At 49.5% G+C, this 20,922-nt stretch carries 16 protein-coding genes; 11 read left to right on the forward strand and 5 right to left on the reverse strand.

Going from position 1 to position 20,922, the window contains the following annotated elements; translation table 11 throughout:
• Positions 1–103: 103 nt before the first annotated feature.
• Both ACN4EG_RS04210 and ACN4EG_RS04215 read left to right on the forward strand, forming a co-directional pair.
• Positions 104–364 carry a type II toxin-antitoxin system HicA family toxin gene (locus tag ACN4EG_RS04210; protein ID WP_431627949.1) on the forward strand — a complete coding sequence of 87 codons (261 nt, stop codon included), beginning with the start codon at positions 104–106 and terminating at the stop codon, positions 362–364.
• Positions 354–566, forward strand: coding sequence for a type II toxin-antitoxin system HicB family antitoxin (locus ACN4EG_RS04215; RefSeq protein WP_431627950.1), 213 nt, complete (start codon positions 354–356; stop codon positions 564–566). Before ACN4EG_RS04210 ends, ACN4EG_RS04215 begins: the two co-directional genes overlap by 11 nt.
• 72 nt (positions 567–638) lie before the next feature.
• Here ACN4EG_RS04215 and ACN4EG_RS04220 read toward each other — a convergent pair whose 3' ends face one another.
• Positions 639–1,709, reverse strand: coding sequence for an AAA family ATPase (locus ACN4EG_RS04220; RefSeq protein ID WP_431627952.1), 1,071 nt, complete (start codon positions 1,707–1,709; stop codon positions 639–641).
• 435 nt (positions 1,710–2,144) lie between these two features.
• Between ACN4EG_RS04220 and ACN4EG_RS04225 the strand changes: the two genes are divergently transcribed.
• From ACN4EG_RS04225 to recF, 8 genes are all read left to right on the forward strand, one after another.
• Positions 2,145–4,994: a cation-translocating P-type ATPase gene (locus ACN4EG_RS04225; RefSeq protein WP_431627953.1), complete on the forward strand. Its 2,850-nt coding sequence runs from the start codon at positions 2,145–2,147 to the stop codon at positions 4,992–4,994.
• A gap of 1,103 nt (positions 4,995–6,097) precedes the next feature.
• Positions 6,098–8,359, forward strand: a complete 2,262-nt coding sequence (locus ACN4EG_RS04230) for a TonB-dependent hemoglobin/transferrin/lactoferrin family receptor (RefSeq protein WP_431627954.1) — start codon at positions 6,098–6,100, stop codon at positions 8,357–8,359.
• Between the two features lie 12 nt (positions 8,360–8,371).
• Positions 8,372–9,304: an ABC transporter substrate-binding protein gene (locus ACN4EG_RS04235; protein ID WP_431627955.1), complete on the forward strand. Its 933-nt coding sequence runs from the start codon at positions 8,372–8,374 to the stop codon at positions 9,302–9,304.
• Between the two features lie 341 nt (positions 9,305–9,645).
• Positions 9,646–11,688: a TonB-dependent hemoglobin/transferrin/lactoferrin family receptor gene (locus tag ACN4EG_RS04240; protein ID WP_431627957.1), complete on the forward strand. Its 2,043-nt coding sequence runs from the start codon at positions 9,646–9,648 to the stop codon at positions 11,686–11,688.
• A gap of 13 nt (positions 11,689–11,701) precedes the next feature.
• Positions 11,702–12,589, forward strand: a complete 888-nt coding sequence (locus ACN4EG_RS04245; RefSeq protein ID WP_431627958.1) for an ABC transporter substrate-binding protein — start codon at positions 11,702–11,704, stop codon at positions 12,587–12,589.
• 50 nt (positions 12,590–12,639) lie between these two features.
• A complete protein-coding gene (locus ACN4EG_RS04250; protein WP_431627959.1) occupies positions 12,640–13,689 on the forward strand; it encodes a FecCD family ABC transporter permease in 1,050 nt (349 codons plus the stop codon).
• Complete coding sequence (locus tag ACN4EG_RS04255) at positions 13,686–14,504, forward strand: ABC transporter ATP-binding protein (RefSeq protein WP_431627960.1); 819 nt, start codon at positions 13,686–13,688, stop codon at positions 14,502–14,504. Before ACN4EG_RS04250 ends, ACN4EG_RS04255 begins: the two co-directional genes overlap by 4 nt.
• Before the next feature lie 530 nt (positions 14,505–15,034).
• Positions 15,035–16,234, forward strand: coding sequence for a DNA replication/repair protein RecF (gene recF / locus ACN4EG_RS04260; protein ID WP_431627961.1), 1,200 nt, complete (start codon positions 15,035–15,037; stop codon positions 16,232–16,234).
• Positions 16,235–16,335: 101 nt separating this feature from the next.
• Here the strand turns inward: recF and ACN4EG_RS04265 are convergent, their stop codons facing one another.
• From ACN4EG_RS04265 to ACN4EG_RS04280, 4 genes are all read right to left on the reverse strand, one after another.
• On the reverse strand, positions 16,336–18,030 hold the full coding sequence (locus ACN4EG_RS04265; protein WP_431627962.1) for a CocE/NonD family hydrolase: 1,695 nt from the start codon (positions 18,028–18,030) through the stop codon (positions 16,336–16,338).
• Between the two features lie 14 nt (positions 18,031–18,044).
• A complete protein-coding gene (locus tag ACN4EG_RS04270; protein ID WP_431627963.1) occupies positions 18,045–18,632 on the reverse strand; it encodes a hypothetical protein in 588 nt (195 codons plus the stop codon).
• Positions 18,633–19,249: 617 nt separating this feature from the next.
• A complete protein-coding gene (locus ACN4EG_RS04275; protein ID WP_431627964.1) occupies positions 19,250–19,669 on the reverse strand; it encodes a type II toxin-antitoxin system VapC family toxin in 420 nt (139 codons plus the stop codon).
• Positions 19,669–19,899, reverse strand: a complete 231-nt coding sequence (locus ACN4EG_RS04280; RefSeq protein ID WP_431627965.1) for a hypothetical protein — start codon at positions 19,897–19,899, stop codon at positions 19,669–19,671. Before ACN4EG_RS04280 ends, ACN4EG_RS04275 begins: the two co-directional genes overlap by 1 nt.
• Before the next feature lie 681 nt (positions 19,900–20,580).
• Between ACN4EG_RS04280 and ACN4EG_RS04285 the strand changes: the two genes are divergently transcribed.
• A complete protein-coding gene (locus ACN4EG_RS04285; protein WP_431627966.1) occupies positions 20,581–20,793 on the forward strand; it encodes a hypothetical protein in 213 nt (70 codons plus the stop codon).
• The last annotated feature ends 129 nt before the right edge of the window (positions 20,794–20,922 follow it).

The following is a 20,922-nucleotide window of genomic DNA, read 5'->3' on the forward strand; positions in this document are numbered from 1 at the left end:
CAAGTAAGAAAGAGTAAGATTGGAGAATCATCAGCAAAGGGATTCCTACCAGTAAGAACGTTTAAACTGATTCAGTGTGCACTTTTCAAAAAAGGCTGGTTGAATGGGGCAGCGAGATAAACTACTAGTTAGAATTCTTGGGGGGATCTCCGATGCCAACATTCCGTTTGAACCCCTTCGTCAACTGCTCCGTACTTTTGGTTTTGATGAACGAATACGCGGAAGTCACCATATCTTCTCAAAAGAAGGAATTGAAGAAATTTTAAACCTTCAGCCCAAACAAGGAAAAGCTAAAGCTTACCAAGTCAAACAGATCCGCGACATAATTTTAAAATATCGCCTAGGAGATCACGATGCAGATTAAATACGAATTAATCATTTATTGGAGCGAGATTGATCAAGCCTTCATTGTTGAAGTTCCTGAACTCCCTGGTTGTGCAGCGGATGGCCAAACCTACCAAGAAGCTGTACAAAATGCCGAAATCATTATCCAAGAATGGATTACAACCGCCCAGGAATTAGGACGCTTTATCCCAGAACCCAAAGGTCGATTAATATTTACTTAACTCAAACGTTACGCAATAAATCCCATAATCAAGTAACCACGATCGTCGATATTGAGCGATCGTACCTTTTCCCTACCCCAACCGATGCTTTAACCATAGCCCCAACATCGGCAATGCAATGCGATAACCATAATCCGCCCCGTAAATCAAACCCTTCTGCTCCAAACTCGACAACGCCCCCTGTAACGTTCCCCCCCGCGACAAATGGTGCTTCTGGATATACTCCTTCGCGTGGGGACTATCCGTCGGGTCAAGCGCCAAACTCTCCAACACCCGCACCTGACTATTGGGCAGTAGCAAAATCAACGACTCAAACGTTACCGCCAAATCCTCAATCAGCGATACCGCACTGCGATAAACCTGATGCGCTCGCACAATCTGACCGCTGCCACGATGATCTACCCAAATCCGTTTCACCAAAGCGATCGCATCGCCAAAATGCCCCTGTACGTAGCTCAAAAATAACCCGATCGCCTCCTCATCCAGCGCCAACTGCCCACTCGCCAGCGCCAGTTCTAGCCAATTCCGCAAATCCCGATCGGACAACGGCCCCAACAACACTGTCTCCAGCGCACTCTGCTCCGTCCACTTCTCCGCCACCGTCGCAATAATGGCATAACTCACCCGCGTTTGCAGTTGAATCTCCTGCCGCAGATAATGCTCCCACTTGCCCTGCCGATCCCACGATCGAATGTGCGGGAAACTCTGGAACACCAACACCACCCGACAATCCAACCACTCCGCCAATATCTGCGGCAACGCCAAAAATGCCTGTAGTAACGGCCACTCTTCACCCTTGGTAAAATCAAACAATAGCTTCGGTTGACCTGTACTATTGGTATCGAGAATTAATGAAAATTGCTGGCTCCAACGCTGAATTAAACTTAACTCCATCGCTGAGTTAAACGTTGCTAGAATGCCTTCTGCTAACAACTGAATAAACCGTCGATAATCCGTTGCCCGCAGACAATCAATTTCCACCACCTTGGCTCGGCATCTCTGCGCAGCCGATCGCATCAAGCGCCGTCGCCCAATTCCCGGCACTCCCGCCAACAACAAGTCACCATCGTCCGCCAAAATTTGACTCACGATTGTCAACTCAGCTTCTCGACCAAATAATTGTGCGGGCAAAAAGGGGTTCATGGGAGTCCGTACTTCTCTCCAAGGCAATCAATAGCAACACCTAACCCAAACGTCGATCGCAGCCTCCCATTGAGATTTCCTATCGAATTCATCAATTGGAACTCATTCAGAACTCATCAGTTAAAACTTGTCAGTTAAAAACCACCAGTTAAAACTCATCAATTAGTCGGACATAGCGTAATCCCTAGGACTGACTTAAGACTGATTGATCAAGCTCTCCAATCCTATAAAGTCGTGATGATTAGTCACGATTACCAGCCATGGTCATCGGTTGTCTGAGAATCGTTGTTCTGAGTTAAGCGTTTGAGTTAAGTGCCTTAATAGTTCTCAAGAATAGCGGATTTTTTGCAAATCCACACTAAAAAATAGTGCTATTTTGGGGCATTAAACACTATGATTAAGTGCTATACCATTCGTCTCTGATACAGTTTTCCTATGTCTGCAAAGTTATCTCCCCAGTTTGAGTCGGCATGGCATACGCTAGAGGCCGATCGCGCGGTAGAACTCCTGCAAACCGATCGGGCCAACGGTCTGTCCAATCAGCAGGTGCAGGATCGCCAGATTAAATTCGGCCCTAACGAACTGGAAGAAACCGCAGGCAGAAGTACCTGGGAAATCTTGCTCGATCAGTTCAAAAACATCATGCTGATCATGCTGATCGGCGTGGCTGTCATTTCCGGCATCATGGATGTGGTTGCGCCTAAGGATGGGGATGTGCCCTTTAAAGACACGATCGCAATCATGGCGATCGTCATCCTCAACGGGGTCCTAGGCTACCTCCAGGAAAGCCGTGCAGAAAAAGCATTAGCCGCCCTCAAACAACTGTCTTCGCCCCAGGTGCGCGTCCTGCGGGATGGTAAGCTTTCGGAAATTGACTCCAAGGAGTTAGTGCCCGGTGACATCATGCAGGTGGAAGCCGGGGTACAGGTTTCAGCGGATGGCCGCTTGCTGGAAGGGGCGAACCTGCAAATCCGTGAGTCGGCCCTGACCGGAGAAGCCCAAGCCGTCAACAAACGCGCTGCTCTCGTGCTTCCGGAAGATTCTCCCTTAGGAGATCGGCTCAATAGCGTTTACCAAGGTACAGAAGTTCTGCAAGGTCGGGGCACGATCGTCGTTACCCAAACCGGGATGAACACCGAATTGGGCAAAATTGCCACCATGCTGCAATCGGTGGAATCGGAACCGACACCCCTGCAACAACGCATGGATCAACTCAGCCAAGCGCTGGTGACGGGTTCCTTGGCGCTGGTCGGTTTGATTATTTTGGTGGGGGTGGGTAACCATTGGTTCACCAGCGGTCGGATTGCCTTTGATAAGTCGTTCATTGATTTCTTTAAGGAACTGGTCAACGTCTCCCTTTCCATGGCCGTGGCTGTGGTTCCCGAAGGTTTGCCCGCTGTAATTACCGTGACCCTGGCGATCGGGACCCAGCGTATGGTGCGCCGCAACGCCCTGATCCGCAAATTGCCCGCCGTGGAAACCCTCGGTTCCGTTACCACCATCTGTACCGACAAAACCGGTACTCTCACCCAAAACAAAATGGTGGTACAGGGATTGCACACCGCATCCCTCACGCCCAAAGTCACCGGAGAAGGGTACATTCCCAAGGGCCAATTTTCCCAATCCGGGCAACTGCTTCAGCCCATGGAGTCGGCGGAATTACGCGCCCTGCTCCTAGCCTGCACCCTCTGTAACGACTCAGTTTTGCAGAATGAGGGTGGCAATTGGTCGATTCTGGGCGACCCCACGGAAGGGGCGTTGGTGGTGGTTGCGGCTAAGGCCGGATTTGAAGCGGATCAGTGGAACGCGAAATTGCCTCGGGTCGGGGAGTTTCCCTTTTCCTCTGAGCGCAAACGCATGAGCGTGATTGTCCAGGATGCTACAGGCTTGCTACAAGCGGAAACGGGTGTTCTGTCCCAACCCTACCTGATGTTCACCAAAGGTTCCCCGGAACTGATTCTGGAACGGTGTGCGCAGATTCAAGTGGGGGATACGGTGCAGGATTTATCTCCTACCCAACGGGATCAAATTCTTCAACGCAATAATTACCTCGCATCGCGGGGGCTGCGAGTACTGGGCTTTGCCTATCGTCCGTTGGCCACGCTTCCGCAGGAAGGCAGTGATGAAGCCACCGAACGGGAATTGGTTTGGTTGGGCTTAGTGGACATGCTGGATGCGCCACGCCCTGAGGTGAAGGATGCCGTCGATCGCTGTTTGACCGCTGGCATTCGTCCTGTGATGATCACGGGTGACCACCAATTGACTGCCCAAGCGATCGCGGAGGATTTGGGGATTTCCCAACCGGGCGATCCGGTGGTGACCGGGCGCGAACTGGAGAAAATGAGTCAGGCGGATCTGGAAGGTATTGTCGATGACATTAGTGTCTATGCCCGTGTTGCACCGGAACATAAACTGCGGATTGTTAAAGCGATTCAGCGGCAAGGCAAAATTGCGGCGATGACGGGGGATGGCGTCAACGATGCACCTGCGTTGAAGCAAGCCGACATCGGGATTGCTATGGGGATTACGGGAACCGATGTGAGTAAAGAAGCCAGCGATATGGTGTTGCTGGATGATAACTTTGCCACGATCGTCGCAGCGACAGAAGAAGGCCGCGTCGTTTACAGCAACATTCGCCGTTTTATTAAATACATCCTGGGTTCCAACATTGGGGAAGTGATTACGATCGCGGCAACACCCTTGTTGGGCATCGGCGGTGTGCCGTTGTCGCCGTTGCAAATTCTTTGGATGAACCTGGTAACCGATGGTCTACCCGCCTTGGCTTTGGCGGTGGAACCCGCAGAACCCAATGTCATGCGTCGTCCGCCCAATAACCCTCGGGAAAGCATTTTTGCTCGCGGGTTAGGGGCTTACATGCTGCGGATTGGGATTGTCCTAGCGATTTTGACGATTTCGTTAATGGTCTGGGCGGTGGGCTATACCGAGCAAACCGCCAATCCTGCTGCTGGACTAGATGCCGATCGCTGGAAGACGATGGTCTTTACGACCCTCTGTTTAGCGCAGATGGGGCACGCCATGGCGATTCGATCGAATACGCAGCTCTCGATTCAGCTCAATCCTTGGTCTAATCCCTACGTGCTGGGTTCGGTGGTATTAACGACGCTATTGCAATTGGCATTGATTTATGTCGTTCCGCTGCGTAACTTCTTTGGTACCCACTACATTAATTTGACTGAACTCATGATTTGTGTAGGTGTCAGTATGTTGATGTTTGTGTGGATTGAACTGGAGAAATTTGTCCGTAATGCGGCTAAGCATCGTTAGTTGGAACTGCTGAGGCAGAGGCATCTCCGACCTTTCCAGCTACCGTGCAAGGATGTCACCCGATTGATGCCCTGCGGCTTCCAGCCAGGAAACCGCAGGGCAAACGCATTTTAATTACTGGAGTTTAGACTAATTCAAGAAATGCACTATAGGTAGAGGATTATATTCAGGATAATACGCTACTAATAGTGGGAATTTGCATTTAGTCTCAACTCAAATTCTTAGAGTAACACCTTCAGTAAGTAGTCCTCATCCCAAACCGCTTGCAAGCGTTTGTTCTTAATGCCCAGCTTGAAGGAGGTTTATTGGAAAAGTAAGTTCAAGGCGATCTGCCGAACCACCACTAGATTTTCAGGGGCATAATCTTTGCGGATGGGGCAGGCATCTTCGAGGAACGCGATATCTAAGAGAGTGTTTGTAAAAGAAGGTTAAGCCGTTTCTTTTTTCCACTGCCTGCAATTGTTTTCTAGTCACAGTAGCATCAATCGAATCATTGCAACATAGACCATGCCCTCATGATTCTCTGGTAGTTGTTCATCGTCTCATGTCAGGGCACGACCATTTTCTAGCCATGCCCAAGTCCGTTCAACAATTCAGCGCTTCGGTTGCACTGAACAACCTTTGCCCTCTTTGCTCCCCCGCCTCAACCACCACGCCATACACCGCTTCAATATCCTCCTCCAAATTCCCTTGATGCCAAAATCTTGGCTAATTGTTCATAGCGCTTCAATTGGCTTGCTCCGGCTATCCCTCCTAACTAGCAACCACTTAACTAGCAACTTGGGTTATTCGGGATTTTTAGTCATAGTTATTAAGAAATAATTGCAATAAATTGTGCCAAGCCTAGATTGGTCATTCTAATGCTTGGGGCGTCAATCTGATGTCCTTAGTTTAGAAGCTTTTGGGTCGGTTATGATGCCGTATCTTCAGGCAGTGGGTGTAGCATAATACTGACTTTATTCAGTATTATGCTACATATTTTTGAGATTTTATTGCTATTGACTTGCATTAAAACTCCAGCTAAGCTCAATATAATTGAACTTTATTCCTGAACAGATATGCGCTACAACCGCATTCCTGGTAATCCTGTTTTCGTAAACTGTTTGTTTTTCACATATCTGTTGCTAATTGCCATTCCAGTCAATGCAGAAACATTTGTACCATCTCGTTTGAGAGATCGACCTCAAGTGCTGACCACGGCGGAAGCCTTAGTTGCACAGCAGGCTCCAGTTGCACAGCAGGTTTCTCTCGAAGAAGATGAAGAAGAAATTACGATTACCGGGACTCGGACAGAACGGACGACGCAGGAATCGCCGTCTAGTATCACGGTGATTGAAGTAGAAGATATCGATCGAGGGCTAGTCAACACCTTAGAAGACTTGATACGCTACGAGCCGGGAGTTTCTGCGGCGCGTGATCCTCGCCGATATGGATTCCAGGATTTTAATATTCGCGGCCTTGAAGGCAATCGTGTTTTGATTCAAGTGGATGGGATTCGCCAGCCGGAATCCTTTAGTTTTGGTTCAACGCGGGTTGGGCGCGATGGGATCGATCCTGATGCATTAAAACGAGTGGAAATTATTCGAGGCTCGGCTTCGACGCTCTATGGTAGTGATGCGATTGGGGGGGTGGTGACATTCCTAACGAAAGATCCCAGTGATTTTTTGACAGAGATAGGAGATGATGCATTTCTTGGGGTCAAGCTAGGTTATGATTCCGCGAATCAAGGCTTGAGCCAAACGGTGACCGCTGCGGGACGCCTTGCCCAGGCGGAGGTTTTGGCGATTTATACCAATCGTAATTTCCAAGAAACGACCATTCGTAGTGACACTAGCCCCAATCCAGAGGTCAGTAAATCCCAAAATTGGTTGCTGAAAGTTGCCTATAAACCCGATCAATTCAATACCTTCAAACTGACTGGAGAATTTCTGCGGCGGGATTTTGAGACTGAGGTTTTATCTTCCGTTGGTATTGCTAATCGAGTCAGTACAGCGAGCTTTTTGGCTGATGATCAAAATCGTCGCGATCGCTTTAGTCTCAGTTATGAATTTCGCAATCCTAGTAGTAATCTCTTTTTCCAAACGCTGCGATCTCAAATCTATTACCAATCGGCTGAGACGATCGAAACAGCACAGGAGCTTCGCCGCACTCTGAATCCCCTCTCAGGAACACCTAACCAGCGCCGCGATCGGCAATCCCTCTATGGCCAGTACACCCTCGGTGGTGACCTACTGCTAGAAAGCAACTTTAAAACGGGTGCGTTGAGCCATCGTTTGGTCTATGGATTAGATGTTTCCAGTACTCAGAATGTACGAATTCGTGATGGTTCTCAAACGAATCTCTTGAATGGTGCGATCACTAAACAAGTGGGGCCAGATCTGTTCCCTGTGAAGGATTTTGCGGATACTCGCAATTTTAAGCTGGGGCTATATATCCAGGATGAAATTACCGCTGGTAATCTCACGATTATTCCTGGAATTCGCTTTGATGCCTACGAACTGCAACCCGAAGAGGATAGCCTATTTCGCCAAGCTGCTGGTTCGTTTCAAACAGGTCGCTTTCGGGATTCAGCCCTATCTCCCCGTCTTGGTTTGGTCTATAAATTAAATCCTGAGACCGTCATTTTTGCCCAGTATGCCAAAGGATTTCGTGCGCCTACTTCAGTTGATATTAATCCCGCTTTTACGAATCCTGGCATCTACCGGGCGATTCCTAATCCCAACTTGGAAGCAGAAAGTAGCGATGGTTTCGAAGTCGGTTTACGGGGAAATTATCAACAGTTCAAATTTGGAGTGAGTGGTTTTTACAATACCTATCGTAACTTTATTAATACCTTTGGGCGTGTCATTCCCACTCCAGGATTAGCTGTCGGTAGTTTCCAAACTGTGAATATTGAAAAAGTGCGAATTTGGGGCTTGGAAGGTAGGGCAGAAGCCAAGCTGGGGGGTGGATTTAGTCTGTTAGGTAGCATTGGTTATACCGTTGGTGATGATTTAAGGGCATCTGGGGATGCGCGACCTTTAGCGTCGATCGATCCTGTCAAAGCGGTTGTTGGGTTACGTTATCGCGAGGAGGGCGATCGCTGGGGGACGGAATTGAGTGCCACGTTTGCAGGTCGTCCCCGTTTACCTAAAACTAGCGATTTACCCAATCCTTTTGTGGCTGATGCTTATACCACTGTTGATTGGACAGCGTTTTATAAATTCAATCCTAATGCTAGTTTGAATGTTGGTGTTTACAATTTATTCAATACCCAATATTTCCTTCGTAGCAGCACCCGTGGATTAGCGGCCAGCGATCCCTTATTGGGTTTATTTGCGCAACCGGGTATTACATTTGCAGCTAACTTCAGCTTTAGTTTTTAGGAGAATTCTAGGATGCAACTAACGACTCTTTCCTGTAAAGCTGGGATTGTGATGATCGTGCTGAGCCTTATGTTAAACGGTTGTGCTTCATCCGTTAACCAGGCGAATAATACAACCCGTGACGAGGCTAATAGTGTTGTTCCCCCAACAGGTAAGGTCGCCAGCCCAACAGCGCCGATCTCCCAAGCTAAGCGAGTAGTCGCCCTCAGTTCTCTTTCCGCTGACATCATTCACCGTTTGGACAAAACTAAATTAGTTGGCATTACAGGTAGCCGCCTGCTCAACCAAAATCCCGAATTTGCCCAAATGACCCGTGTGGCGGAAGGCCGTACCCCACCCAATCTGGAAAAAATTTTAGCGCTCAAACCCGATCTCGTCATCGGATCTCAAGGGTTTCATGACCAAGTCCTTCAGCAGCTTGGCAATAGTGGTATTGCTACCTTGGCGACGGAAGTGGATTCTTGGCAATCCTTGGAGGCGGTGACCCGCCAACTGGCCGCAGCGATCGGGGTTGACCCCAATCCACTCCTCCAGTCCTATCAAAGCTTTATTCGCAAAGGTAATTCCAGCAAATCCGTCTTAGTGCTCGCAGGCGATCAGCCAATTATGACTCCCAATAAGCAAAGCTGGACGGGGGATCTGCTACAACAATTTGGTCTCAAGAATGTCACGGCTGACCTACAACAGGATAGTCCTATGCGTGGCTATGTAAGCCTTTCACCCGAAAAGATTCTGCAAGCCAACCCTGATATTTTGATCGTTGTTGACACGGGTGAAGGGATTGAGAAGTTTAAATCAGCAGCGTTTTGGAAAGATTTGAGGGCTGTGAAAGAAAATCAAGTCTATACATTTGACTACTATGGGCTGGTCAATGCTGGGAGTATCGGCGCGATCGAACAAGCCTGTAAAAAGCTGCAACGGGAAATCCTAGCTTTGCAATCCTAGGTTCCCTAGAGCATTGAATCAATAGCAATCTGTGATTTGACAACCTGACGTGAGAATGATTATCATTCTTGTTGGATTGAAGGTATGTATTTCAGGGATTGAGTTATGAATCGTTCGGCAAGCTGGGCTTTGGGGCGTTATTGGGGGGTGGTTGGTAGTCTAAGCAGTGTGGTTGGAGTCCAAGTGGGGATCATGTCTGGGGCGATCTCACAAACGCTTGAGGTCGATGTAGCGGAAGAAGAAGTGACCATTACAGCAGAGCAGGAAAATCAAGCTGCGCCTGTGCCGGGGAATCAAACAACCCTAACGATTGAAGATATTCGCAAGCAGCAGGGGGGACGGTGCGGGATTTGCTGCGCTATGAACCGGGGATATCTGTGCCGTCGGATAATCGCGGGGGGGGGCAGGGGATTAATATTCGGGGAGTGGATGCCAATCGGGTGGATTTGCGAGTGGATGGGATTCGCTTGCCCGATAGTTTTAGCTTTGGGGTGACGCGGTTGGGGCGAGATTATGTGGATTTGGAAACGCTGAATGCGCTGACGATTTTCCGGGGAACATCGGCGGGAGAAACTGATAGCGCGGCATTAGGTGGAACAGTTTTGTTTGAAACGGCGACAGCGAAGAACTTGCTCGATCGCATTGGCAAGGACTTCTACACGAATTTACGTGGCCTATATAGTGGCAGTGATAATACTTTTTCTGGAACCTTTACCCAAGCCAATCGATTTGGGGCAGGGGATTTGTTATTTATTTATACTAGGCGTGATGGCGGTGACTTTCGGATTAAGGATGAACGATTTCGCGATAATGCAGTCAGGGAACGCAATAATTTCCTCGTAAAGTTTGGCTATCAATTGAATTCTAAAAGTCGGCTTGACTGGACTGGGGAAAGTTTTGTGGATGAAGTGGACAGTCGATTTTCCACTGCCAACTTACCCGGTATGGTGTTTGAAGGATCGACACAGAATTTATTTGAAGAACGTCGTACCGATCGTAAACGGATCAGTCTCGGCTACAGTTTTGATAACTCAAAAGATCCCGGCTGGTTACAATCGGCCAAAGTGCAGATTTACTACCAAGATGTAGAAGTGAATGAGGAGAGCGATCGAACAGTTTTAACCCGTGGCAGGATTACGCAGGATCAGGCTGAAAAGGAATTTATTGAACGGTCGATCGGCGGGAGTCTGAAGTTCCGTAGTAATTTCAAGCTGGGAACATTGGATAGTAAGCTGATCTATGGTCTGGAAGCCTCGAATAGTTATAACGAGCGAAATGACGATCGCTTTGATATTATCCGGGGTACTCGGATTCCGCAAATTGGCTATCCTCGAAAAGATTATCCGGACAGTAACACCCTGCGCGTGAGCATTTTCGCCCAAAATGAACTGAGCTTTAATCAAGGTAAAGTAAAACTGATGCCGGGGCTACGGTTTGATTCCTACCGTTTAAGCGTTGAAGCAAATCCTGAATATTTGCAAAAGCGAGAGCAGCCAGTAGAATTTGCCGATACGAATTTCTCACCAAGTTTGGGGCTGATTTACCAACCGAATGCAAATGTCATGTTGTTTGGGCGCTATTCCCGTGGTTTTCGGCCACCACTGTACAGCGAACTCAATACGTCCTTCCGGGCAGATATTCCGGTCAGACCCCATAAGGGCATTCCCAATCCCGATTTGACATCAGAAACAGCAAATAATTTTGAACTGGGGATCAAGACCCGATCGAAGCAATTCGACTTTGATGTGACAGGTTTCTATAACCGCTATCAGGATTTCATTGAGGCCAATAGGTTTGTCGGTTTTGACTTCAATGACATTAGTTTTGGCGTCCCGTTTCAGATTATTCAAAGTACCAATATTCCCAAAGTAGAAATCTACGGTCTGGAAGTCAAAGGTGCTTATCGCTTTAGTCCTAATCCCGGTGGTTTGTATCTACGGGGAGCTTTCGGTTGGCAGTATGGTAATGATTTGAGTAACGATCAGCCCTTATCCACGGTCGAACCCTTGAAACTGGTTGTTGGGCTAGGCTATCAAGATAGGGCCGATCGTTGGGGTGTGGAATTGACCACAACTTTTGTAGCTAAGGCGAGGGAACAAGCTAACTTCATCAGTATAGCCAGCCAAACCTTTAGCAATGCTTCCCCCGTGCTTGTGAATCCCTATGAACCACCTGCCTATACATTGGTAGATGTGCGTGGCTACTACAACATCACGCCCCAACTAGGCATTACCCTAGGATTGTATAACTTGTTTGATATTGAGTATTACCAGTATTCTGATGTCCGTTCGATCGATACGAATTCCCGCGTCTTTGAAGCTCAACGGGGGAGATCGGGGCAAGCAGGTCGCAATCTTTCGGTTGGCTTAAATTGGCAATTTTAGTGAGGGAAATGGTATGAAAAATTCTGTGATCTATGGCGGTATTGTTGTACTTTTGGGTGTCAGCTTAATCGGTTGCACCCAAGCTCCGATGGTTTCGAATAATCCGCCAACTGCAACTACATTGAGCGATCGTAAGCCTTCGGCTAAGCGGATTGTGGCTCTGTTACCCTTGGGGGCCGATTTAGTCCATCGGTTGAATGCCAGTAAGTTAGTGGGTGTCCCTAGTGGAAGCTACATTGATAAAGATGCGCGATTCAAGGATATACCAAGAGTGGGGGAGCGATCGGCCATGAATCTGGAAAAAATCATTGCATTGAAACCTGATCTGGTCATTGGCTCTGATGTAATACAGGGGCAGTTGTTAGATAAACTGAAACAAACAGGGATTGACGTCTTGCCCTTGAGAACTAGCAGTTGGCAAGATTTGGAAATTGCGACGAAGTCAATTGCCGATCTGATGGGGGCTGATCCCATGCCGATTTTGCAAAAATATCAAAGCTACATCACTAATCCACCGCAAAATGGTCAATCCGTTCTAGTCATTGCAGGTATCCAACCCACATCTTCCCCAAATAAACAAAGCTGGGCTGGCGATTTACTCAGCAAATTCGGCTATCGCAATATAGTGGCTGATTTCCCTGCGAATGGCCGTTTTCAGGGCTATCTTACCCTTTCCCAGGAAAAGATTTTAGAAATGAATCCCGACAAGATTTTTCTCATTGAGGGCGGTGGTGTGCGGCAAAGACCCGAAGAAATTACAACCTTACCTTTCTGGAAAGATCTAAAAGCGGCGAAGAATAATCAAGTTTACATTTTTCACCATGATGGCTTGATTAGTCCTACTAGCGTTGATACAGTAGAGGCAGTCACAGCCCAGCTACGCCAAGCAGCAAAGCCCTAGCAGTCTGGTTACAACTTCAGTCTGGTTAGAAGTTTTTTCTCTAGTACCCCATGCCCTTATTAAACTCATCTCGATCGCATCCCCAATCACTACAAAAGTCACCTACCCCAGCGATCTCGCATCAATCCCTAGGCATTTTATTGGGTGGTGTCATCGCCTTAATCGCAGCAATTTTGCTATCCCTTTCCCAAGGAGCAGTTCAGTTGAGTTTATGGGAACTGTATCAGGCATTGCTACGACAAGGAGATGGCATGATGCAAACGATCGTTTGGGATTTGCGAATTCCTCGGATTGTGGCGGGGGTGTTAGTGGGGGCTGCCTTGGGAATGTCTGGTGCAATGCTTCAGGGAATGTTGCGAAATAGCCTGGCGGATGCCTTTGTTTTGGGGATTTCATCGGGGGCTGGATTGGTAGCGGTGCTCTTAATCACAGTGCTAAAAATGCCGCTATTTGTTCCGATTGGGGCTTGGAGTGGGGCGTTAATGGCTGCGATTGCAGTATATGCCTTGGGCTATCGGGCTGGGCGAATTGTTAATGAGCGCTTGATCCTAGCTGGCGTGGCGATTAGTTCTCTCTTTGGGGCTACGCAAACGGTGATGATTCTGTTTGCCGAAGAGGGGCGTGTACAAACGGTTTTGAACTGGTTGATTGGCAGTCTGAATGGGCGCGGCTGGCCAGAAATTAATCTGGTTGCCCCCTATGTTGCGATCGCGTTAATCATCGGTTGTCTTTTGGGTAAAACGATTAATTTGCTCAATCTTGGGAATGAAATGGCGATCAGTTTAGGTGTAAACTTGGTGCGATCGCGGATGTTGATTGGAGCGATTGCTAGCTTGCTGGCGGCCAGCGCAGTGAGTATGGCGGGATTAATTGGTTTTGTGGGATTAGTGGTTCCCCATGGAGTGCGTTTATTAGTGGGTAATGATTATCGTTGGCTATTGCCCTTGAGTGGCATTATTGGAGCGTTGGTCTTAACGCTTTCAGATTTGCTGTGTCGATTGGGGGCGATCGAGTTCCCAGTGGGTGCGGTGACCGCATTGCTCGGTTCGCCACTCTTTATTTGGCTCCTGTATCGTCGTAGACAGGGGGCTTTATCATGACTTTTACAAGTTCGCAATCAAGCCCAATTTCACGGCCAATCCTAGAAGTGCAGAAAATATCGGGGGGCTACACGGCGGAACCGATCGTTAAAGATATTTTTCTGGAACTCCAGCAAGGCGAATGGCTGAGTCTTGTGGGGGCAAATGGTTCTGGAAAATCAACTTTATTGCGATTGCTCAGTCGGGTATTGCAGCCGCAAGGTGGCATTGTTTTACTGGATGGTAAATCAATTCACCATCAACCGGCGAAACAGGTTGCACGACAGTTGGCAATGCTGCCGCAACAGCAAACAGTGCCGGAAGGACTAACGGTAGAGCAGTTAGTCGCTTTAGGCCGAACGCCCCATCAGGAATGGTGGCAGTGGGAATTAAATGGAGATGATCGTGAGATCGTTGATCGGTCTCTAATCCAAACGCAGTTAGCTCACTACCGCGATCGATCTGTGGAAGAACTCTCTGGGGGTGAGCGTCAACGGGCATTTTTGGCGTTGGCGCTAGCCCAGCAACCGAAGGTTTTACTACTGGATGAGCCAACTACTTACTTGGATATTCACTACCAGTTGGAATTGCTAGAGTTAATACGCCAACTGAATCAAGACCATCAACTGACTGTGGTAACGGTATTGCATGAATTGAATTTAGCAGCACGATATAGCGATCGTATTGCTTTACTCAAAGAGGGCTGTTTATGGGCGATCGGTGCTTCCATGGAGGTTTTAACACCCGCTAATTTACGGGAGGTTTTTCATATTGAGGCGACTCTAGTTGAGACTCCCATTGGTTTACAGATGTGTGCTCTACGATCGCTCCATTAGAGTTGTTGGGAAATAAAACCGTCTCTGGGACAGGGTTTGCCAATCGCGTTACCGATTTATACTGCATCGAGATACCAGTTCCACAAACCTGCTGTATCCAGCATTAAGCGGTTATCGAAATCAGTTCCACAATTACGGTAAATATCCGAGACCAAACGATACTGCTTGATGCTGGCATAAGCATGATTACACTAGGGCAAATGCATCATGTCAATAGGTAGCCATTTTGCCTGCCTTATTGAGAAAGCCAGCAGGAATGGAGTATGATTGAGAATAACCTTATTCCTAATAGTGTTACTCATAGCTTCAGGCACTACTGATATTTTCTGATTAATTTAGATGCGTTTGTCGGCGTTGCTGAACCGGGCCATAAAACAGTTGGTGAGAGCCTTGTGGCTTTATCCCCCATCTGACGAAATCATAGTGTTATTCAGCAATGCCCGTTTGCTCTGATGGAAACCGCTTTTTTCTTGCAATGGCATGGCTTTATGCGTTAACATTTCCTGTTGCCTGCTGCTCTGGTTGACGGTATGTATCTGCGATCGCTGAACCTACGCCATTTTCGGAATTACACTGAGCAGTCTGTGGAGTTTACGGCGGCCAAGACGATTTTGCTGGGACAGAACGCCCAAGGCAAGTCGAATTTATTGGAAGCGGTGGAATTGTTGTCGGCGTTGAAATCCCACCGCACCAGCCGCGATCGGGATTTGATTCAGACCGATGCGGCGGCGGCGCAGATCGTCGGACAGTTGCAGCGGGAAACGAGTGGAGATTTGGAATTGTCGTTGACGCTGCGGGCCAATGGACGGCGATCGGTGGCGTTGAATGGGGTGGCAATGCGGCGGCAGGTGGATTTCCTGGGCACGCTGAATATGGTGCAGTTTTCCAGTTTGGATCTGGATTTGGTACGGGGTGGGCCGGAGTGCCGTCGCCATTGGGTGGATGGGTTGCTGGTGCAGTTGGAGCCGATTTATGCCCATGTGTTGCAGCAGTACAACCAAGTTTTGCGCCAACGGAATGCCCTGCTGAAGAATTTCAAACGGGACACCGATCGGCCCTCAAATTTATTCGATCGGGATTCTTCTAGTGATTTATTGGCGAATTCTCCTAGCAATTCTTCTAGTGATTTAGAAGCTTCGAGTTTGTCTCTGTGGGATGCTCAGTTGGCGGTGGCGGGGACGCGGGTGATTCGGCGGCGGGCGCGGGTGATTCAGCGGTTGATTCCCTTGGCGGAGGCATGGCACCGGGCCATCAGCGCCAGTACGGAGGCGTTAACGCTGCGGTATGCGCCCAATGTGGAACTGCTAGAAGATAGCCCGGAGGTTCTGCAACAGGCGTTTTTGGAGAAGATTCGATCGCGCAGTGTGGCGGAGTTTCACCAGGGGACAACGCTGGTGGGGCCGCACCGGGATGATATTGAATTTACGATTAATCAAACTCCGGCGCGTCAGTACGGTTCCCAGGGTCAGCAGCGCACGTTGGTTTTGGCGTTGAAGTTAGCGGAGTTGCAATTGATCGAGGATGTGATTGGTGAGCCGCCTTTGTTACTGTTGGATGATGTGTTGGCGGAGTTGGATCTGATCCGGCAGAATCAGTTGTTGGAAACGATTCAAGATCGCTTTCAAACGATTATCACTACGACTCATCTGGGTGGATTTGATGCGCAGTGGCTAGACTCTTCCCAGATTCTCTACGTGAAGGCAGGGCAGTTGGTGCCGGAGGAGTTTTAGGGATTTGCAAAGAAATAATATCCCCTCTTCATTCCCCTACCCTCCTACCCTTTTACTCTCCTACCCCTACCCAATTGGGATTTTATTGATGCGCTGCTCCCTTAGGGCGTTTTTGGGGACTCCTCGGTAACGATCGAACGATCGAACTGCACTGAGCCAGCGTGGATTTGGAGGGTGATAATTTGCGCGTCGATCGTGCGGGCGGCGGCGGGTAGTGTTCCAGTGCCGGGATTGACGGGATAGGCAGGGAAACAGGCGGCACTGATGCTTAATCGCAGGGCTGCATCGGCTGGAATTTGAATATAGGTCGCTTGTAGGGGAATGGCAAGGGTAATAGGGGACTCGATCGCTTGCTCAGGCGAGGGCTGCACACGACGATACCCTTGGGCGATCGGCAGCACCTGACCGTTGGGTAATACCTGGGAAAGCACGGCGCAGAGGTCAAAGCTGACGGCATCGCTGTCCACGGTGAGGTGAACGATCGGGGTGCCGCGTAGGTGCCAGGGTTCCGTGCAGGGTTCCGTGGTGTAGGTGAGTACGTCGCTACGATCGTCGAGACTGGCCCGATCGAAAACGCCAGCAGGGGCACTGGCATGGCCTCCAATTGCGGGAACGGGTCGCCAAGGGTCGTGGACGAGGCGATCGGGGGTTGGTGCGGTTGTTGGGGGCTGGGCTGCTAGCGGGGCGGACATGGACGCTAGGCCGGTGGGGTGGAGGTGTAGGAGGGTAGGAGGGTGGGAGGGTGGATGGGTAGGTGGGTGCGTAAAGCTGGTGGGTAGTTGTTTTAGGGATTGCCAAGTGTTGCTGCCCATGGCGAATAATTGCACAGGGTGCTCGATGGTGATTCCGTTGTCGATGCCTTTGAGCCAGTAATCGAACCAGCGAATTTGTAATCGATCGACGGGACTCACCGCAGCGTTGCCGTAGTCAATGATTCCTGTTTTGCGGCCCCAGGGTAAATGCGCCCAAGGCCCGATGATCAGGTGTTGGGGAGCTTGTTGCCGATCGGCTAGGGCTTGATACAAATTCAAGGTGCCGCGCAGGTAGGGATCGAACCAGCCGCCGATGTGTAGCATGGGGAGATCGGCAACGCGATCGTGGTAGGTTTTGGGGGAGAGGGTGGCCCAGTAGGAATCGTTGGAGGGACGGTGGAGCCAGTCGTGGTAGAACGAGTCGGGGGCAAGGTGTTGCAGGAGTTCGGGATTGGCGGGGATGGAATCTTGCAGCGGCAGGTGTTGGGCGGCTTGGCGTAGGCGTAGGAAGGCGGCTTCGTTTCCCAATCGGCGGGCGGTTTCTGCTGCCAGTTGGATGGCCCAGCCCAGGTTGGCTTGTAGGCAAAAGGCGTCGCCTTCGTAGGCCCAATCGGCGTAGAGGTCATTGGCCAGCATGGCGGGGCAGAGGGCTTTCAGGGGGGCGGGGCGATTGACTGCTGCGTAGAGTTGGGTCATGCCTTGGTAGGAGAAGCCGTACATGCCGACGCTGCCGTTGCTTTGGGGCAGGTTGGCGGCCCAGTGAACGCTGGCTTCTCCGTCGCTGATTTCTGAGGCAAAGAGCCGAAATTCGCCTTCGGAACTGCCCCGTCCGCGCACGTCTTGGATTACCACAATGTAGCCGTGGGCGGCGTACCAAGCGGGATGGGCATAGACGACGGTGGAGGCGATCGCGCGTCCGTAGGGTTGGCGCATCAGCAGGACGGGAAAGTCACCGGGGCGATCGGGGGTGTAGATGTCGGCATCGAGGCGGATTCCGTCGTTGGAGAGGAGCGATCGGGTTTGTGGGGGACGGACGGGTAGCATGGAGTTGTGTTGCTTTATTGCAGGGTTTGGAGCAGGGAATTGAGTTGCAGCGATGCATCCGCAGTCATGACGTGACTTTGATAACGCCGCCATAAGAGGGCTTCAACTAATGTTGCTTTGCGTTTTTCGCTTAACTGTTCACCGAACATGGCTAAATCTGGATCTCCGTTGGCTTTCCACTGCTCAAAGACTTGGGCTAAATGGACGTCTGATTCGACGGTTTGTAGTTTTTTGGCTTTGTCGCTAGCGGTTTTAAATGCGGCGCAAGTAAAGACGCCTAATTTGATCAAGGTGTCGCCTGCTTGAGCTTCTACAAAGATTCGCGGCCAATTGATAAGCAGATCTGGGTAGGTGGCTCGCAGCGTTTTCATGGCAGTGGCGCAGGCGGCAATTTCAGATTCTGCTCTCCGGTAGCCCTGTCCTGTGGCTTGAATGACCCGTCCGTCGGCAAAGGTGACGGTTGCGATCGTAGTGTGCAAGATCGTCATATTTTCAGGGGTGGGTGGGACGACGGTTTGGGTGGTTTGAAAGTGGACACAGTCTTCAGGGCAACCTAGACTTTTTAGAATGTCAAAAAGCCGATTTTTTGCATTGTTTTTCATGGGATATCCATTCATTCAGGTTTGGAAAAATGTGCTGTTAGCGTGTTGGTCGGCTAACAACCCTAAAACTGAAAGTTGGGTTTGCACAAAGTTATCTGGAGGGAAGTTGCTCCAAAACCTAGAGCCACCCCTGTTTGATATCAGAAACAAGGGTGGCTCGATCGAATGTTAAAATTCTCGACAAGCCTCCTCGCTGGTCTCAACAGCTTGGGGGATTAGCTGCCCCGCGTTGTAGTCAGCAAATCGGGGTAGCGCTCTAAATTTTCGGGAACCTAGCAACTCCATGCTGGATGCCGTGTCTTCTGGACGGACTTCATGCCATGTCCCCAAGGGTGAACGGAGCTGGCAGGGCGTTGCTATGAGAAACAAGCCTACGGATAAACCAGGGTCGTTGTCAATCCGTATTTTTTGAATTTTTCTTGTATCATTAAGCACCCGTGTTGTTTGGGGTGAAGGTGTGATGGGACCCAAGATGAATTAATGCTGTCGATCGTCGTTTGTTTGTGTTGGGTTTAGGATTGTCGATCGTGTTGCCTTATGTATTTGATAATAAGTTTTCAGATTTCACAAAGGGTTTTCTTTTGAAGGTTGACGACGATCGGGTGGTTTAAGAATGGTTAAATTGTCCAATCTTCAAGGGTGAGGGTTTGAATTTGACCGAAGTCTTTGGTGTTGCGCGTGAGGAGGGTGGCTTGATGGGCGATCGTGATAGCAGCAATTTTCAAATCGTTGTTGCCTAGGCGGAGATAGGATTGCCGGAGGTTTTGGTGGATTTGGGCGGCGGCGGTGGAAAAGGGCAGAAGGTCGATCTCGCGATAGTGAAGGGTATGGTTTTGGAGGAAGCCATAGGCGATAACCTGTGCATCGCTCGTCTTGGCGTTGGAAAGGTAGGCAAGCCAACCCCGCGATTGTTCTTCGTAGGTGACGATCGTTGTGGCGAAGGGTTGATTGGTTGCGATGAGGCGGGTGAGGAGGGTTTGGCCAAGGGATGAGCCGCGTTGGATGAGGCTGAGATGATCGGTATCCAGCAGGTACATTATTCGGGTTGGGTAGGTTCTAAGGAATCAGGAGATGAGTTACGCCATGCTTGGCCGAGGCGTTCCATTTCGTCGAAGGCGGGACAATCGGCAAAGGTGCCGAAGACATTTTGCCACCAGGGGTGAAGGCTGGGTTGGAGGAGTTGTTTGATTTGGGCGAGTTCGGTTTCTAGTTGGGAGACCCGGTGTTCGAGGGTTGGGGTGGCTGGCTGGGTGTTTGGGGTGCTCATAGGTTTCTATTAGCAGAGGGACTATGTTTCGATTATAAACGATCGTTCCTAGGCTTTTGGGTCAGGCTAAGTTGTGGATTTTGCAAGGTCGATCGTAGTTTGTTTGTGTTGGGTTTAGGATTGTCGATCTGGTTTCCCTAGGGATTCAGCAGTGTTACTTTCGAGGATGGCACTTAGGGATTCGCGGTATTGTTTGCCGAGGTGCATGGCTTCATCGTAGTTGGGGGCATCGGCGAAGCTTTCGAGGATTTCTTGTCGCCAAGGTTTAATAAGCTGTTTTGTGGGGGGGGAGTTGGGATTTCATGTGGGCAACTTCTCGTTCAAGGTTGGCAAGGTGGGTTTCAATCTCAGCATTGGACATGAATTTATAATTTTTATCACTAGGGTTGACTTATCTCTGGTTTCTTCGTAAGCTTACTTGCCATAGCGATCGCCATGGACATCCTTCTTTGAGTTGACAGGTTGGCATGAAGCGTGGGGTCGCTGGGTTCCCAGGAATTTAGGGCACTACTCGGGATTGATGGCACAACCCCAAGTAGCTATTCCCCCTCGCTGGTTCAGCAGCAAGGCGGCTTGATGAGGATTTTAGCATCTGACCGAGCCACTCTTGTTTGTGATGTCAAACGGGGTGGCTCTAAGTTTTTGGGCTTTCTTCCAATGCACAATAGGAGAAGCTCAATTATGGCGAAAGGTTCTAGTGATCGCTCCGATCTCTCGATCGAACAGTTGCACCCATACTATCGACTCCAGCTTTTTGGCACAAAAAATACGGTGGAGTCAATCATTAATCGATTGCATACGATGGGGTTTGTCGATCGGGTGTATTGGGGTAAACCTATGCCGGTTCCCGGTGTGGATGGGGAATGGGTGAGTGTGTTGCAGCGGCGTTGGTGAAGCCTGAGGTGCAGCAGTCCCGCAGATTTCACTGGAGTTGACTAATCTGCGGGCACCTTCTATGACAAGAAAAATAGAAGAAAGCTCAAGCTGCTGTTCCTTATCGTCATCAGCAGAGACATTAAATGG

It is taken from the genome of Alkalinema pantanalense CENA528, from assembly GCF_050753345.1.
Lineage (GTDB): Bacteria > Cyanobacteriota > Cyanobacteriia > Leptolyngbyales > Leptolyngbyaceae > Alkalinema > Alkalinema pantanalense.